The sequence below is a fragment of the Actinomyces sp. HMSC075B09 genome, from assembly GCF_001812395.1.
In the GTDB taxonomy this organism is placed as follows: Bacteria; Actinomycetota; Actinomycetes; order Actinomycetales; family Actinomycetaceae; genus Gleimia; species Gleimia europaea.
This window is the reverse complement of the sequence record NZ_KV808731.1, coordinates 242895-258253: the sequence shown is the minus strand read 5'-3', so window position 1 is coordinate 258253 and position 15359 is coordinate 242895. Positions and strand designations below refer to the sequence as shown.

Below are 15359 nucleotides of genomic sequence, written 5' to 3'. Positions count from 1 at the left end.
GGGTCCTTACGTGAAGCGACCGGTGCACAAGAAGGATTCGAAGTCGAAGAAGAAGAATTCGCCGAATTGGGCTGCCGCCCTGGTGCCTGTGCTGATCTTCTTCTTGGTTGGTTGGATGGTTTGGAGGCTGTTCCAGCCGGCGCAGATTGAGACGTATGAGGGCGTGGAGTTGCTGCGCTCTGACACGGTTGAGCGCGTGGTGGTGAACGATCCGGCGCAGCGCGTGGAGCTCAAGCTGACTGAGGATTTCGTGCATAAGCCGACTTCTGAGGGTGATCGGGAAGTAAACCACGGCAAGCAGGTCACTTTCGTATATTCGAAGGATCAGGGCCCGAGCATGCTTCGCCTGGTTGAGGGCGCGAATGCGAAGAGCGGGTATAACGTGCTGAACCCGCAGCCGAGTCTTTTTGGTTCGCTTCTGCAACTGATGATCCCGATCTTGCTGTTGCTGGCCGGCTTCTACTGGCTGACTACGCGCGCGGCGGGTGGCCGGATGATGGGCGGTTTTGCCCAGTCGCGGGCGAAGGAGTTTAACCGCGAGAATCCGGAGGTCACGTTCGCGGATGTTGCGGGCGAGGACGAGGCCGTGGAGGAGCTTCAGGAGATCCGCGAGTTCTTGGCCCAGCCCGAAAAGTTCACTGCGGTGGGTGCGAAGGTGCCGCGCGGCGTGTTGCTGTATGGCCCTCCGGGTACGGGTAAGACGCTACTTGCGAAGGCAGTTGCAGGTGAGGCTAACGTGCCGTTCTTCTCGATGTCTGGCTCGGAGTTCATGGAGCTGTACGTGGGCGTGGGTGCGTCGCGCGTTCGCGACTTGTTTGATAAGGCGAAGAAGGCCGCTCCGGCAATTATTTTTGTAGATGAGATTGATGCGGTTGGCCGTCATCGTGGTTCCGGTATTGGTGGCGGAAACGATGAGCGCGAGCAGACGTTAAACCAGATGCTGGTGGAGATGGACGGTTTTGATGACCGCACGAACGTCCTCATGATTGCGGCTACGAACCGCCCAGATATTCTCGATCCGGCTCTGCTACGTCCGGGCCGTTTTGACCGTCAGATCGCGGTTGAGGCCCCAGATATGCGAGGTCGTTTCGAAATCTTGAAGGTCCACGCTAAGGGTAAGCCGTTGACCGCGGATGTGGACTTGAATCAGATTGCGAAGCGTACGCCTGGTTTCACTGGTGCAGATCTTGCGAATGTGTTGAACGAGGCCGCGTTGCTGACGGCGCGTTCAAATGCCGATCTGATTGATAATCGCGCTCTGGATGAGGCCATTGATCGCGTGATTGCCGGCCCGCAAAAGCGCACGCGCGTGATGAACGAGCACGATAAGGCGGTCACGGCCTACCACGAGGGCGGCCACGCCCTGTGTGCTGCGGCGCTTCGTTACACGGCTCCTGTTACGAAGGTGACTATTTTGCCGCGTGGGCGCGCCCTGGGTTACACGATGGTGATGCCAACGGAAGACCGCTACTCGAAGACGCGCAATCAGTTGCTGGATGACCTCGTGTATTCGCTGGGTGGCCGCGTTGCGGAAGAGCTGGTGTTCCGCGACCCGTCTACGGGGGCCTCAAATGATATTGAGAAGGCCACGGCAACGGCCCGCGCCATGGTTACGGACTACGGCATGTCTGAGCGTTTGGGCCTTGTGAAGCTCGGCACCGCTGACACGGAGCCGTTTGGCGCGCAGGGCGGAGGCAATAGCCACGAGACTTCGGATGCGATCACTGCGGTGATTGACGAGGAGGTCCGGGCACTTCTTGATCATGCGGCTCGCGAGGCGTGGCAGATCCTGTCGCGCAACCGCCACGTGTTGGACAACCTGGCTCAGCACCTGCTGGATGAAGAGACACTGACTGAGAACGAGCTTGAAGAGATTTTCAAGGACGTAATCAAGCAGGAGGAGCGCCCGGTTTGGAACTACCAGTCGGACGCTGCGGTTGAGGGCGCCAAGTGGGGAGACCCAGTGGGGATTTCGGATTCTTCTGCCAAGCCGCAAACTCCGCAGCAGGCGAGTCCGCAGGAAAGACCGGGCGAATAGTCATGACTTATGACGCGGCTGGTGTTGAGCGTGCCGTGCGCGACCTGCTGGTCGCAATAGGAGAAGACCCGTCCCGCGAGGGCCTGATTGATACGCCGGCGCGTATGTCCCGGGCTTGGGCAGAGATCGTGGGCGGTTTGGAAGAGGATCCGTCGGTCCATTTGGAGACGCATTTCCAGGTGGAACACGAAGAGATGGTGCTGGTTCGCGACATCGATTTTTACTCGGTTTGTGAACACCATCTGCTCCCGTTCTACGGCAAGGCTCACGTGGCTTACATTCCGGCTAACAACACGGTGACGGGCCTGTCTAAACTGGCTCGCCTGGTGGAAGGGTACGCACGTCGCCCGCAGGTGCAGGAGCGCTTGACGTCACAGATTGCGGACGCCCTCGTAAATAAACTAAAACCGCAGGGAGCTTGCGTGATTATCGAGGCCGAACACATGTGCATGACTATGCGCGGTGTACGTAAGCCGGGATCGTGGACCGTTACGTCGGCTTTGCGGGGCGTGATGAACTCTCCCGCAACCCGCCAGGAAATCATGACTTTGGTGATGGAGGGGCGCAAGTAATGAGTTTCTTGGCTCCGAGATTCAACGGCGTTTCGTTACCCGAGGACCGCACGCTACTGATGGGCATCGTGAACGTCACGCCGGATTCCTTCTCGGATGGCGGTAAGTGGTTTGATACAGATCGAGCGGTGTCGCGCGGCCTTGAACTGGTGAGCCAGGGCGCGGACATCATCGATGTGGGAGGAGAATCCACCCGACCTAACTCGATGCGCATTAGTGCGAGTGAAGAAACGGCTCGTATAGCCGATGTTGTGCGGACGCTGGTAGATGAGGGCGTGGTGGTGTCTGTAGATACCGTCCACGCTACAACTGCCCAAGCGATGTGCGAGGCCGGTGCGCACATAATTAACGACGTGTCCGGCGCGTGTTTGGATCCGCAGATGGCGCAGGTGATGGCGCAGACGGACGCGGTGTGCATAATCCAGCATTGGCGCGGCCTTCCTGGAGCTCCAGACGAGGATGTCCTCACGGATGGCAGTGTGGATACAGTGCTTCGCGAGCTTGACCGTCAGGTTGAGGTCGTATTGGCCGCGGGAGTGAAGCCGGAGCGGATCGTGTTGGATCCTGGCCTAGGGTTTGCAAAAACCATGGATGCTAACTGGCAACTGCTGGCTGGCCTTGATGAGATGATTGCAAAGTCCCCATTTCCGCTTCTGATTGGGCATTCGCGAAAGCGTTTCATAAAGACTCGTAGTGACGACATGGCGGATGTGGATGATATGACGGTTGCTCTCACGGCATTAATCGCCCGGCTTCGCCCTTGGGCTGTGCGCGTTCATGAAGCCAGAGGGAATATGGCTGCTTTGCGCGCGGCCGAATATTGGAATCGCGCGTCTGTAAAATAAGCTAGAACAGTAGGTAGAAGGGAGGCTCATTATGGATCGCAGGAAGAGCGGCCTTGATGTGATAAGAATTTTGGGCCTTACCGCTACTGGACGTCATGGTGTTTACGCGTTTGAGCGCCGGGAGGGCCAGCAGTTCACCGTTGACGTGATCATGTATGTGGATACGCGAGGAGCGGCTCGCGGTGATGATTTGAGCCAGACGGTTGACTATTCCGAAGTTGCCGCCGATGTGAACGCCGTTCTTGCCGGGCCGCCCGTATTCCTGATTGAGACGCTCGCGCAGAAGGTCGCCGAAGTCGTGTTGAAGTACGAGGCGGTCCAGATCGTCCAAGTTGTGGTGCACAAGCCGCACGCTCCGATGGATCTTGAGTTTTCCGATGTTTCGATGACTATTACGCGCGCCCGAAACTCCTCTTTCGAGTCCGTATCTTCAGTGTCGAAGGCCCAGTCGCAAGCTAGTGGCCAAACGATTCAAGAAGAGAGGGCTATGAAGCCCGGCAAGCGAAGCGCTCGCGGACGAGTTCAGGCGCCGGCAGGTGCGCTAAAGGGCGAGGATAAGCCTGCGCGTCGTACTCGTAGCGCGAGACACGAGGCGAAGCGCGCCGCTGCTAATGAACTGGCGCAGAAGTTTGAAACCACATCGACGCGCGAACCCGGTCCGGCGGATTCTCCTTTGCATGAGCAGATGATGAGCGTGGCGATGGCTCGCGCCGAGCGCGAGCAGTGGCTGGCTGATCACAGTGAGCAGTTGGAAAAGGATTTGCAAAACCCCGCTTGCACTCCCATTGCACAGTCCATGCAGGGCTGGCAGGTAGGGGATCCGCGCCCGGCGCCGAACTCGATAAAACCTCCGGTCACGTCCCCTCTGTCGCCGCTACACGCCGTCCTCGTGAACTCGTATGTGGATCATGAGGGGCTAACAAAAGCTCCGCAAGAGCCCGTTACTGCGGTTATCGCTCTGGGTGCGAACGTGGGGAGCGCGCCAAAAACGCTTGCCGAGGCTATTTTGATGCTCGATGCCATGCCGGATGTTTCGGTCACCGGGGCCTCTGCACTATTCCGCTCCGCGCCCGTGTTGGCGCCCGGTCAGGAGGCACAAAGCGACTACTACAATGCCGTCGTGCAGGTAAGTACCACGCTTGCTCCTCTCAATCTGCTTAATGCCACGCAGATGATCGAGAACGCATTTGGGCGCGTTCGCACCGAGCACTGGGGGCCGCGAACTCTGGACCTCGACATTATTACGTACGGGTCACTGCGCAGTGATGATCCGAAGCTAACGCTTCCGCACCCGCGCGCCCACGAGCGCGCATTCGTGCTCTTACCTTGGCTCCAGATTGACCCGAACGCACGCGTTGGCCGTTACGGCCGGGCAGATATTTTGGTGCGTGAAACTGCGGATCAGGAAATCGAGCAGGTTGCCACCAACTGGGTTGAAGATGCCGCTCACGAACCCGATTCGGGGAAGAAGGAAAAAGCGATCCAACAGGACGCTACGGCGCCGGTAGGACGGGTGTATCGGCGCCGCGCTTCGGCCTCTGCGCCCGGCGGAGCCGTGTTTACCCCTAAGGCGAAGCCGCGCTGGATGCCCCTTCCTGCACGAGACAAGTCGCAGCCAAAATCGGATCCCGCTCCCGCGTCGAAAGAGGAGACACCCTCCTCACCTATGTCTGCGCCCGCAACGGTACAGCCGCAGGTTTTGCCTGATACTACGCGGCACGCGCGGCCCCTTATAGGCCGTAAGATCGCGTTGCCACGCTGGCACAGGAGCGCGGAGCAGAGGATAATTGACGACCCGGCAGAGCTACATCGGGCGGACGAGGATCAGCAGAAGAACACTTCCGCGCAAAAGCCACGCGTCGAGTCAGGTTTGGCTGAGGATTTCGCCTCCGGCCTCATCCCTTTGTCGCAGGAGCCGGCCCGGCCGTCGCGTCGCACAATCGTGCGTCCAACGGTTACGGGCGCCATTCCGATAGTTAAGCGACGCGACGAGAATGAGACGCCGTGAAGCCGCTGAGCGTATCTAGCATCGTCATCCTATTTGCCGCTGCCACGGCCGTGGGGGCGGCGGTAGCGGTGCTACTTCCAACGCTCATGATCACTGCGTACACGGGACTTCTTTTCTTGGGCATTGCCGCGGTGCTGTTCTATTTTGGACGCCGGGTGCACGCGCTTCGAAAGGGGGAGCCCCGGCGCATTAGTCCCACGGGAGCGATGAACGTGGCGATGTTCGCGTATTCGGCGGCGTGGGTATCTGCCGCCGCGATCGGATTCTTTTTTGGAGCGGTACTGGCGATGCTCCGTAACGCGCACGCCGAGTACGTGCAAACGTCAATGTTGGGCGCTATTTTGTCGGCTTTAGGGGCCACGGCGTTACTGGTGGTGGCGTTCGTGGTTGAGCGTTGGTGTCATTTGGATGATGACGAAGATGCGGGTTCGTCTGGTGTAGAGCAGGGTGTTAGCTAGTGGTTCCAAAGAATGGTAACGGCAAAGGCCGAGGCGACTGGGAAGTTTGGCCCCAAAGTAGTGGTAGCAGGTCCGCAAAATCCTCACGCCCCTCAACCTCGCGCAGGTCTACGTCGGGTAATTCATTTTCGAGGTCCCAGTCCTCTTCTGGCAGCAGCGCTAGCTCCTCGGCTCGCAGGCCCGCGAGTGGAACGCCGCGGAGCGCTAAAGGTGGCGCGGCCGCTGGCCAACGCCCCGCAGTGTCGAGAAAGCTGCCCGCGCAGTCGAACAAGTCTCAGGCCACTACTCGTAGCGCTAAGGGGGGATCGCGCTCGGCGCGGTCAGCGCGGCCAGGTGTGGTGCTCACGCGAGGGCGTTTGATCGCTGTGGTGTTACTGATTTTGGCGGCTTTGGGCTTGGGAATCTATTTCTTGAGTGCTTCGGCTACGAAGAGCTTGGAGCAACGCCAGCAGAGCTTGCAAGCTGTGCAAGAACAGGACGCGGTGAAGCCCATTGCAGAGTGTCGCGCTGCGGATCTGGACTTTAAGATCACTAATTATGACCGATCTATCCCCGTTGGCGGCCCGTGGAATGCCGCGGTTACGGTGACGAATCGGGGCGCGGACGCGTGTCTTGCAGATGGGTCAGCGAAGTCACTTGGCGTGCGGGTAACTTCGGGTTCCTATGAGTTGGTTGACACCCTGAAGTGTGCTTCACCGGACGCGTCGCTTCCGCTTTTGATTGGCCCGAACCGTAGCTGGAATACAACGCTGTCGTGGGATGGCCACGATTATGAGAGTTGCGAGGCAGGGGAGGCGGGCGCCTCGGGCACGTACGTGTTGCACGTGAGCTATTTGGGTGATGCTAAGGCCGACCTGCTGGTTCAGGTTGTGGAGCCGCAGGAGTAGTTGTAGCCGCTAGATGGCGAGCCTGTGAGCTACCAGCCTACGGCTTCGGGCGATGCCGCTGCGTGCTGTCTGTTCAGTGAACTGGATATGAGGCTCGCGCGGTAAGGGCCTACGCCTTCGATGGTTTGCAGTTCTTCTACAGTGGCCTCACGCAGTTTGGTGAGGGTGTCCCACTTTTTAATAAGTTGTTCGATGATGTTCCAGGGCAGGCGCGGAACCATGGTGAGGGAGCGGTAGCCGCGTGGAGAGATGACACGGTCAAAGTCGGATGCATCTACTACGGGCTGGCCGATTGCTGCTCCAATGTGGGTGAGGTCAACCATGCCTTCACTATCGAGGTTAGACAGTTCCGTTTCGGCTTCGCTGATGCGGTCTGGTTGGCGAATGTAGTCGCGTATTAGGAGGGCGCGTTCGGAGGCGGAACCACGTAGGAGATCATCTAGCTGCAGCTCGATGAGGCGGCCTTCTGTGCCCAGTTCTTCAAGGTAGCCAGAAATCTCGGTGTGGATGCGCCTGATCATTTCCATACGTTGGAGGGTGGTGGCGACGTCACGAACGGTAACAGTTTCGCGTTGCTCTAGCACGGTGAGGGTGGCCAGGTCTTCTTGAAGACGTTGCGTGTACCGATCTAGCGTGTCAAGGGCAAGGTTGGCGCGTGAGAGCAGAGCTTCGGGTTCTTCTAAGCTGCGCCTGAGAGAGCCGACGTAGACGGTGATGACCCGCATTGAGGCGGAAAGGGAGATGACGGGTAGTCCAGTTTGACGCGCGGTGCGTTCAGCGGTGCGGTGACGCATGCCAGATTCCACGGTAGATACGGCGGCGTGGGGGATTAGTTGCACATTGGCGCGGCGGATGCGTTTGTAGTCGGAAGAGATGATGACTGCGCCATCCATTTTTGCAAGCTCACGCAGGCGCGGGCCGGAGAACGCGACATCGAGTTCGAAGCCTCCGGAACATAGGGCTTCTACTTCTTTGTTATAGCCGAGCACGATGAGGGCACCGGTGTGCCCGCGCTGGATGCGTTCAAGGCCTTCGCGTAGGTCGGTGCCAGGGGCGAGTGCCTTGAGGGCTTTGCGCATGGTTTCGTGTTCTGCGGTTGTCATGGTCATTCTTTTCTTTTGCGCCCTGTGTTGTCTGGTGAGGTGAGTCCGACTTTGGCGGCCGTTGCCAAGTCGGTCACCGGATAGATGGTGAGTCCATTAACTGCTTTGAGGTCTTCGCTTCCAGTACTGGGAACGATGGCTTGTTTAAATCCTAGTCTCGCAGCTTCGGTTAGACGGCGTTGCACGCCGGCTGTTGCTCGAATCTCGCCGGTTAATCCCACTTCTCCGATGGCTATAAGCTCGGTTTTGATGGGCCTGTTCCACGCGGCGGACATGATGGCGAGGGCGGTGGCCATGTCGGCGGCCGGTTCGGAGGTTTTTGCCCCTCCGACGGTGGATACGTACACGTCGGTGGTGGAGGTGTCCACGCCCAGGCGGGCTTGGCACACGGCAAGCATCATGGCTACGCGCGAATGGTCAATTCCTGAGGTGGTTCGCCGCGGACTGCCCGCGTTGGTGTGGGCAACTAGGGCTTGCACTTCGGTTGGCATGGGGCGGCGCCCCTCCAGGGTGACGGTGATGCACGTGCCGGGCGTAGTTGTTCCGGTGTGGGAAAGGAATAGGCCGGACGGGTCTGGCAATCCCACGATGCCGGAGTCGCGCAGGTCAAAGCACCCCACCTCGTCGGTAGGTCCGTAGCGGTTCTTCACGGCGCGAAGTAGGCGTAGTCGTGCGTGGCGGTCACCTTCGAACTGGCAGACTACGTCCACCAGGTGTTCAAGAATACGCGGGCCGGCAATGCCGCCGTCTTTGGTGACGTGGCCAACCAGGATGACGGGCAGGTTGCGTTCTTTTGCGGCTCTGATGAGGCGGGCTGCAACCGCCCGCACTTGGGATACCCCGCCCGCGGAGCCCTCCATATCGAGCGTGTAAATGGTTTGCACAGAGTCCACTATCAGCAAGCATGGGTTTGTGGAGTCCACGTGCCCCAAGATGGTCTCAAGGTTTGCTTCTGCAGCCAGCAACAGGTTGTCATGAAGCGCCCCGATGCGTTCTGCGCGCAGGCGAATCTGAGATGCTGATTCCTCTGCAGAAATGTAGAGAACGGGACCACTTCCCACCGCATCTGCAGCGGAACGAGCGGCGACGTCAAGCAGGAGTGTGGACTTACCAACCCCCGGCTCGCCTGCCAGTAGAACCACGGCACCGGGAACAATGCCGCCCCCAAGAACCCTGTCGAACTCGGAGACCCCGGTGGAGCGGTAGCGCGCAACCTCGGCGGACACCTTCGAGATCGGAGCAGCGGGAGAAGATGGGGTGAGTGCCTTTGCGCCTCCAGCTTGCGGCGCGGCCTCCAAAACCTGGGTTTGTTCCAAGGTGCCCCACGCGCTGCACTCGCGGCACTGACCCACCCATTTGGTGGTGGTCCAGCCACATTCACTGCACTCGAAGTGTTCGGTAGGTTTCTTCGCCACGGCCTCTTCTCTCTGTCGTTAATAAAAGGTTAGCAGTGGGTACGGACAAGAAATCTGGCCGCGCTTACATTGTGGATTGAAACCACCAAAACAAGGGCTCTAGCCATGCAATCTCGCCAAAGCGGGCAGGGCGCGGGCTGGGCGCGTTAGAGTTGAGGCATGTCAAGCACCGATAGTATTTCGCAAACCGAAAACCTGCCTAAGCTCGATAAGAAGGCTTACGAGAAGGAGCTGAAGCGGCTCCAGGCTGAACTTGTTGAGATGCAGCAGTGGGTCATTGCAAAGGGTGAACGCATCATCATCCTGTTTGAGGGCCGAGACGCAGCGGGCAAGGGTTCTGCGATTAAGCGCGTCACCCAGTACTTGAATCCGCGCCACGCGCGTGTGGTTGCACTTCCAAAGCCAACGGAGCGAGAGAGTACGCAGTGGTACTTCCAGCGCTACGTTCAGCATTTGCCGTCAGCAGGCGAGATAGTTATTTTTGACCGCTCCTGGTATAACCGTGCGGGCGTGGAGCGCGTGATGGGCTTTTGCTCGCCGGAGGAATACCACCGGTTCTTGCGCCAGGCCCCCGAGTTTGAACGCATGCTGGTAGATGATGGTATTCGCGTGATTAAGTACTGGTTCTCGGTGTCCGCAGATGAGCAGGAGGCGCGGTTCCGTTCCCGTTCATCAGATCCAATGCGGCGCTGGAAGCTCTCCCCGATTGACGTGGAGTCGATTACAAGGTGGGAGGAATACTCGCGCGCGAAAGACGCGATGTTTGCAGCAACGGATACGCCGTGGGCGCGTTGGCGCACGGTTGAGTCTGAAGATAAGAAGCGTTCGCGCATCAACGTTATTAACGATCTGTTGAATGAGATTCCGTGGAAGCGCATTGAGCCCGATCCGGTGGAGATTCCACCTCGGCCAAACCCGGCTGAGCAGAAGGAATATGAGCGTCTTGACCGCGGCAAGTACATTTACGTGGAGGACGTGGCTACGAATCTTGAAAAGGATCGCGTGAAGGCCCGGAAGGCAAAAGCCAAAGAAGATGCGGACTAACTAGAGCCGGCTGTCTGCCCCGGCTTTAAGGCCGTAAGAATAGTGGCGGTTTTCCTTAGGGTTTTGAGGGAAGCCGCCACTATCATTTACGAGGTAGTTGCTTTAGCCGGGGAAATAGCCCTAGGGCCGGTTGGCAAAGTACTCCAAAAGTGAGCCATCGCCAGAGACGATGATGATGTCTTCACGGTCGATGCGCGTGTCGGAGGACGCGTATTCGAAAGCACGGCCGGGGCGCAGAACTCCAAGTACGTTGACGCCGTACTTGGCGCGAACGTCAGATTCTTCCAGGGTGAAGCCCTGCACCTCTTTTGGCGGACGCATTTTCATGATGGCAAAGCCCTGCTTGTCCATTTCGATGTAGTCAAGCATGCGGCCGCCAACCAGGTGGGCGGTGCGCTGGCCAGCGTCAAACTCGGGGTAGACAACGTGGTGGGCGCCGATGCGGCGCAGGATGCGGCCGTGTTCGCGCGAGGTTGCTTTTGCCCAGATGGAGGGGATCCCCAGGTCCACTAGGTTAGCGGTGATAAGCACCGATGCTTCGAGGGAGGAGCCCACGCCGACCACGGCGGAGGAGAACTCGCGTGCGCCGAGCTGCTCAAGCGCCTCCATGTTGGTGGCGTCGGCCTCCACAAGTGGAATACGGCCGGCGAAGATCTGCACTTTGCGCGGGTCTGATTCGACGGCCATGATTTCACGTTTCAGCCGCCCAAGCGTGGCCGCTACAGCGGATCCGAAGCGCCCTAGGCCGATTACGAGCGTGCCGGACGATTGTTTCCAATCGGATTCAGCCACATTTCCTCCCTAAAACTTTGCGTCTGCAGTTTCGCAAGTTCATATCAGTTCCACTCAAGTGTAAGGCGTGTAGGGGCTTCTAGCCGATAATCGGGTTTTCTTGCGGTTGGCGAATCACGCGGCGGCGTTCGCGCAGGGCTAGGGCCGCAGCGATGGTCATGGGGCCGGTTCGCCCCAGGTACATGAGCGCAGAAAGGGTGTGTTTGCCCGCGTCGGGCAGACTAGCGGTGATGCCGGTGGATAGGCCGCACGTACCGAATGCGCTTATGGCTTCAAATAGCAGGCGGTCCAGCGAGTATGGCGTGATGGCTAGGAGGATCATCGTGGCGACGCCAACGAGGAATGCGCCGATCATTGTGACCGCAACCGCGAGACGCACAGTTGAAGAGGAGATGCGGCGTCCGAATGCTTCAATGTCGCGGTCACCGCGCGCTTCTGCGAGGACGGCGAGAGCGAGGACCGCTAGGGTGGTCACCTTAATTCCGCCGCCCGTTGAAGCGGAGCCGCCGCCAATGAACATGAGCGCGTCTTGAATCCACCAGGTGGTGGCGCGCATTTGCCCCTCGTCCAAAATGGAGATGCCCGAGGAACGCCCGTTTACTCCGGCGAGCACGGAGTGCGCGATCCGGTCTTGCACGGACAACAGGCCCATGCCGCCCGTGTTGTTCCATTCGAGAGCCCCAATAATCAGTGATCCGGCGATGGCAAGCGTGATGTAGGTGGTGATCGTGAGCTTGCTGTGAAGCGTGAGGCGGCGGGGCTGCTTCCAGTTTCGGGTCAGGTCCATGATGACGGGGAAGCCAAGCGCGCCCACCGCGGTTCCTACGACGATCGGTGCAATGACCCACAGGTCTGAAGTGAACTGTTCCAGGCCTTCGGGGATGACTACGAAACCGGCATTGTTGAAGATTGAGATGGCCATGAAGATTCCGTACCAGAGGGCCTCGGTGAACTCGTAGCCCAGGGCGAGGAAACGGGGGAACAGTACTGCGAATAGTAGGAAGTCCATGGCAAAAGCGGTCAGGATAACCATGCGGAGCAGCGAACCCACTTGGCCAAGCGCAGCTGTTTTGGTTTCTGTTGCGGCCAGCATGCGTTGGGTGAGGCCAAGGTGGCGAGACACCGCGAGGCCAAGTATTGATGCCATGGTCATAACTCCCATGCCGCCGATTGAGATCGCGGTTGCCAGCACGATCTGGCCAAATAGTGACCAGTAGTTCGCAGTATCTACGCTGGCAAGTCCGGTAACGGCAACTGCAGAGGTCGCGTTAAACAGGGCGTCTGCAAAGGGAGCGCGCTGTCCGGATTGGGTTGCGATTGGCAGGCTGAGCAACGCGGTAGTTACCGCGATGATGGAGGCAAAAACTATCATCGCCAGGCGCGCCGGGTAGGCTTTCGCCCAATGGTCGATTTTGCCTCGAAATCGCTCGCGGAGTGTGGGCTCGTGTGCCTGATAGATCACGGCCGGCGCAATGTTTGGATAGTCCGGGGCAGGGGTGTTCCGCGGGGCGGTTTCGCCGCCAGGCGCAAAGGGATCCAAGGCTGCCTCCTTCAAACACTTATGCGCTAACTTTACTAATTTATAGGAGGAATGTTCACACGCCGTTGAAAACCAGTTATTGGGCGGGGGAATCGCGCGCGCTTTTGCCTGATTACCGTTAGCTGGGTCATAACGGGCGGGCTTTGTTTGACAAATTGGGCGAATTTTCTATAGATTCTCTATGTTTGGTTAAAGGTAAGGCCATAGTTTTAGGAGGGCCGTATGGGCTCCGTGATTAAGAAGCGTCGCAAGCGTATGTCGAAGAAGAAGCACCGCAAGTTGCTTCGCAAGACGCGCCACCAGCGCCGCAACAAGAAGTAGTTCTTCATTTGAAAAAGCCCCGACTTGCGGGGCCTTTTCTATATGTCACGATATTGGAGGCCGGCCTTGCGAACCGTTATTCATTTGATGCGCCACGGTGAAGTGGATAATCCCGAAGCGATTTTGTACGGGAGGATGCCCGGCTTTGGTTTGACTGAACTTGGCCGGCAGATGGCAAATGAGGTAGCCAGAGTTCTCGTGGATAGTGGCCACGAGATTACGGGCGTGGTGTCATCGCCGCTCCTTCGCGCGCAGCAGACGGCTCTGCCCACGGCCCGCGCGTACGATCTGCCGATTCTGAGCGACCAGCGTCTGGTGGAGGCGTGGAATACGTTCGAGGGCGAGGCTGTGAACCGTAACCGCCTGATGCTGGCTCATCCGAAGTATTGGAAGCGTTACGTGAACCCGTTGAAGCCCTCTTGGTCAGAGCCGTATTCGGATTTGGTTTCTCGCATGAGCGCGGCCACCTCGGATGCGCTTTCGCAGTTCGAGGGTGGGGAGGTACTGATGGTTTCTCATCAGCTTCCGATTTGGACACTGCGTTCGTTCGTGGAGGGTCGCCCACTGTGGCATGATCCGCGAAAGCGTGAATGCTCGTTGGCGTCGCTAACCAGCCTGCAGTTTGAAAATGCAACTTTGAAATCAGTGACGTACTGGGAACCAGCTGGCAAGCTTTTAGAGCGGGCCGCGGATATGGTTCCGGGCAGTTCCGACGCTGGGGTTGCAACAGGAAAGGGACAAAAGTGAGCGAGGGCGAATCGAAGCTGATTTCGAAGATGAACCGGCACCTGGGCGATCAGAGTCAGCGCAGGCGAGCTATAGCGAAACGCGTCATTGAGCATGGTGAAGTCTCGGTTGAAGACCTCGCTACCTACACCGGTGTGTCGCTGATGACGGTGTACCGCGATGTGGCGGCCCTTGAAAGCGCTGGGATCTTGCATAAGCATCGCGGGAAGGTTGTGGCGGCAGCCTCGGGCTTGCATGAGGCCACGGCCTCGTATCGTTTGAAGCAGGAAGCCACCTCAAAGAAGCAGATTGCCAAGGCGGTTGCGGCGCTTATTCCCCCGGGCAGTTCGGTGATGCTCGACGATTCGACGTCTGGAGTGTGGGTATTGCGAGAGCTGGCAGATAGTGCCCCGATTTCGGTTATCACCAACTCTTTACTTGTTGCCCGTGAGTTGGAAGAGGAATCGCGTCATTCTCTGCTCGTGCTGGGCGGTGAGTACCAGTCTTGGGCCGCTGCCACCATGGGGCCCGTAACCATCAGTAACTTGGAGGCCGTGCACGCCGATATCTGCTTGATCTCGGCTTCGGGGATTAGGAATGGGACGGTCTACCACCCGTACGCAGACGTTGCAGCGGTGAAGGCAAAAATGATGGAGTCGTCTGAGCTGACGATTCTGCTTTTGGATCACACTAAGTTCAAGCGCCGCGCTATGTATTCCTTTGGCAAGCTCGCCGATATTGACGTGATTGTCGTTGACTCGCAGACCAGTGAAGACGATGTGCAAATGCTTCAGGATTCCGGAGCGAGGGTGATCGTAGCGAAGCCGTGACGCAATAAGCTACGAGGCCGGAATGTAACAAAATATGAAACCCTAGTTTCAAATACTGCGATATGACCCCGTGACCGGGGTCATATTTGTATACTTGACTTCAAGGCGTTGATGTTATTTCTAAAATAAGATTTGTTAAAAGTGACAAGTTTTGTGATACATTGATGCCGACGATGCACGCCACATGCTCCAAGGAGGGAGACATTTATGGGTTTTCGTATAGTTGTTGCCGCGGATTCTGCGGGTCTTGATTACAAGGAAATTCTCAAGAAAGACCTCGAAGCTGACGAGCGCGTAGATGAGGTAATTGACGCTGGTATTCACGCCGGTGAAGATATCGACTACCCGCATGTTGCCGTCAAGGCCGCCCGCATGATCGCGGAAGGCAAGGCTGATCGTGGCCTGTTTGTATGTGGTACCGGTATGGGTGTGGCAATGGCTGCCAACAAGGTGCCGGGAATTCGCGCTTCGGTGGCTCATGACTCGTTCTCGGTTGAGCGTTTGATCCTGTCCAACAATGCTCAGGTTCTAACATTTGGCCAGCGCGTCATTGGCATTGAGTTGGCTAGGCGCCTTGCAAAGGAATGGTTGGGCTACGAGTTTGACACGAGCTCTCCTTCCGCACAAAAGGTTGAGGCACTCGAGTCTTACGACGGTTGCTAACTTCTAAATCTCAGCACTGCTCGGGAAAAAGTGAGGAGCCGCGTCATGCGGCTGGGAAATTGTGCACAACGGTGAACTGTTGAGCAAAACCGCATTCACTTGGGTAGTGTTTATCTG

General features: G+C 58.1%; 16 protein-coding genes. 11 read left to right on the top strand and 5 right to left on the bottom strand.

The features are described 5' to 3' along the window. Positions 1–10 precede the first annotated feature (10 nt). From ftsH to HMPREF2854_RS02030, 5 genes are read left to right on the top strand one after another with little or no spacing between them, the layout of a single operon-like run. Positions 11–2038: an ATP-dependent zinc metalloprotease FtsH gene (ftsH, locus tag HMPREF2854_RS02050; protein WP_083309321.1), complete on the top strand. Its 2028-nt coding sequence runs from the start codon at positions 11–13 to the stop codon at positions 2036–2038. A gap of 2 nt (positions 2039–2040) precedes the next feature. Then, positions 2041–2610, top strand: coding sequence for a GTP cyclohydrolase I FolE (gene folE, locus HMPREF2854_RS02045; RefSeq protein WP_070618303.1), 570 nt, complete (start codon positions 2041–2043; stop codon positions 2608–2610). Beyond that, on the top strand, positions 2610–3455 hold the full coding sequence (folP, locus tag HMPREF2854_RS02040) for a dihydropteroate synthase (protein WP_070618300.1): 846 nt from the start codon (positions 2610–2612) through the stop codon (positions 3453–3455). The genes folE and folP overlap by 1 nt, the downstream gene beginning before the upstream one ends. 31 nt (positions 3456–3486) lie before the next feature. Further along, positions 3487–5463 carry a 2-amino-4-hydroxy-6-hydroxymethyldihydropteridine diphosphokinase gene (gene folK / locus HMPREF2854_RS02035; RefSeq protein WP_070618297.1) on the top strand — a complete coding sequence of 659 codons (1977 nt, stop codon included), beginning with the start codon at positions 3487–3489 and terminating at the stop codon, positions 5461–5463. Next, on the top strand, positions 5460–5921 hold the full coding sequence (locus tag HMPREF2854_RS02030; protein ID WP_070618294.1) for a DUF3180 domain-containing protein: 462 nt from the start codon (positions 5460–5462) through the stop codon (positions 5919–5921). Before folK ends, HMPREF2854_RS02030 begins: the two co-directional genes overlap by 4 nt. Here HMPREF2854_RS02030 and HMPREF2854_RS08490 read toward each other — a convergent pair. Next, positions 5914–6192 (bottom strand): hypothetical protein, encoded by a 279-nt coding sequence (locus HMPREF2854_RS08490; RefSeq protein ID WP_083309320.1) that lies wholly within the window; start codon positions 6190–6192, stop codon positions 5914–5916. The two genes, HMPREF2854_RS02030 and HMPREF2854_RS08490, sit on opposite strands and share 8 nt — an antisense overlap. An 85-nt stretch (positions 6193–6277) precedes the next feature. On the opposite strand from HMPREF2854_RS08490, the gene HMPREF2854_RS02025 reads away from it, so the two are divergent. Beyond that, positions 6278–6808, top strand: a complete 531-nt coding sequence (locus HMPREF2854_RS02025) for a hypothetical protein (protein ID WP_148130869.1) — start codon at positions 6278–6280, stop codon at positions 6806–6808. A 29-nt stretch (positions 6809–6837) separates the two neighbouring features. Here the strand turns inward: HMPREF2854_RS02025 and disA are convergent, their stop codons facing one another. Next, on the bottom strand, positions 6838–7917 hold the full coding sequence (gene disA / locus HMPREF2854_RS02020; RefSeq protein WP_083309319.1) for a DNA integrity scanning diadenylate cyclase DisA: 1080 nt from the start codon (positions 7915–7917) through the stop codon (positions 6838–6840). Then, complete coding sequence (gene radA, locus HMPREF2854_RS02015; protein ID WP_070618288.1) at positions 7914–9326, bottom strand: DNA repair protein RadA; 1413 nt, start codon at positions 9324–9326, stop codon at positions 7914–7916. The genes disA and radA overlap by 4 nt, the downstream gene beginning before the upstream one ends. Before the next feature lie 159 nt (positions 9327–9485). On the opposite strand from radA, the gene ppk2 reads away from it, so the two are divergent. Beyond that, entirely contained in the window at positions 9486–10370 is an 885-nt protein-coding gene (gene ppk2 / locus HMPREF2854_RS02010) for a polyphosphate kinase 2 (protein WP_070618285.1), read from the top strand. A 120-nt stretch (positions 10371–10490) separates the two neighbouring features. Here the strand turns inward: ppk2 and HMPREF2854_RS02005 are convergent, their stop codons facing one another. Both HMPREF2854_RS02005 and HMPREF2854_RS02000 read right to left on the bottom strand, forming a co-directional pair. After that, on the bottom strand, positions 10491–11162 hold the full coding sequence (locus HMPREF2854_RS02005) for a potassium channel family protein (RefSeq protein WP_034507172.1): 672 nt from the start codon (positions 11160–11162) through the stop codon (positions 10491–10493). Positions 11163–11241: 79 nt separating this feature from the next. Beyond that, entirely contained in the window at positions 11242–12702 is a 1461-nt protein-coding gene (locus HMPREF2854_RS02000) for a TrkH family potassium uptake protein (RefSeq protein ID WP_070618282.1), read from the bottom strand. Positions 12703–12924: 222 nt separating this feature from the next. Between HMPREF2854_RS02000 and HMPREF2854_RS08485 the strand changes: the two genes are divergently transcribed. From HMPREF2854_RS08485 to HMPREF2854_RS01985, 4 genes are all read left to right on the top strand, one after another. Then, positions 12925–13023: a 30S ribosomal protein bS22 gene (locus HMPREF2854_RS08485; RefSeq protein WP_005504750.1), complete on the top strand. Its 99-nt coding sequence runs from the start codon at positions 12925–12927 to the stop codon at positions 13021–13023. A gap of 66 nt (positions 13024–13089) precedes the next feature. Continuing rightward, the gene (locus HMPREF2854_RS01995) at positions 13090–13770 is read left to right on the top strand and encodes a histidine phosphatase family protein (RefSeq protein WP_083309318.1); all 681 of its coding nucleotides are present in this window, start codon (positions 13090–13092) and stop codon (positions 13768–13770) included. Further along, entirely contained in the window at positions 13767–14579 is an 813-nt protein-coding gene (locus HMPREF2854_RS01990) for a DeoR/GlpR family DNA-binding transcription regulator (RefSeq protein ID WP_148130868.1), read from the top strand. Before HMPREF2854_RS01995 ends, HMPREF2854_RS01990 begins: the two co-directional genes overlap by 4 nt. A gap of 207 nt (positions 14580–14786) precedes the next feature. Further along, positions 14787–15242: a ribose-5-phosphate isomerase gene (locus tag HMPREF2854_RS01985; RefSeq protein ID WP_016444216.1), complete on the top strand. Its 456-nt coding sequence runs from the start codon at positions 14787–14789 to the stop codon at positions 15240–15242. Positions 15243–15359 lie beyond the last annotated feature (117 nt).

What these genes read in the sequence shown, in the direction of transcription:
- HMPREF2854_RS08485 (WP_005504750.1), top strand. Translation starts at nt 12,925, where the DNA reads ATGGGCTCCGTGATTAAGAAGCGTCGCAAGCGTATGTCGAAGAAGAAG.
- folP (WP_070618300.1), top strand. Translation starts at nt 2,610, where the DNA reads ATGAGTTTCTTGGCTCCGAGATTCAACGGCGTTTCGTTACCCGAGGAC.
- disA (WP_083309319.1), bottom strand. Translation starts at nt 7,917, where the DNA reads ATGACCATGACAACCGCAGAACACGAAACCATGCGCAAAGCCCTCAAG.
- folK (WP_070618297.1), top strand. Translation starts at nt 3,487, where the DNA reads ATGGATCGCAGGAAGAGCGGCCTTGATGTGATAAGAATTTTGGGCCTT.
- folE (WP_070618303.1), top strand. Translation starts at nt 2,041, where the DNA reads ATGACTTATGACGCGGCTGGTGTTGAGCGTGCCGTGCGCGACCTGCTG.
- ppk2 (WP_070618285.1), top strand. Translation starts at nt 9,486, where the DNA reads ATGTCAAGCACCGATAGTATTTCGCAAACCGAAAACCTGCCTAAGCTC.
- HMPREF2854_RS01985 (WP_016444216.1), top strand. Translation starts at nt 14,787, where the DNA reads ATGGGTTTTCGTATAGTTGTTGCCGCGGATTCTGCGGGTCTTGATTAC.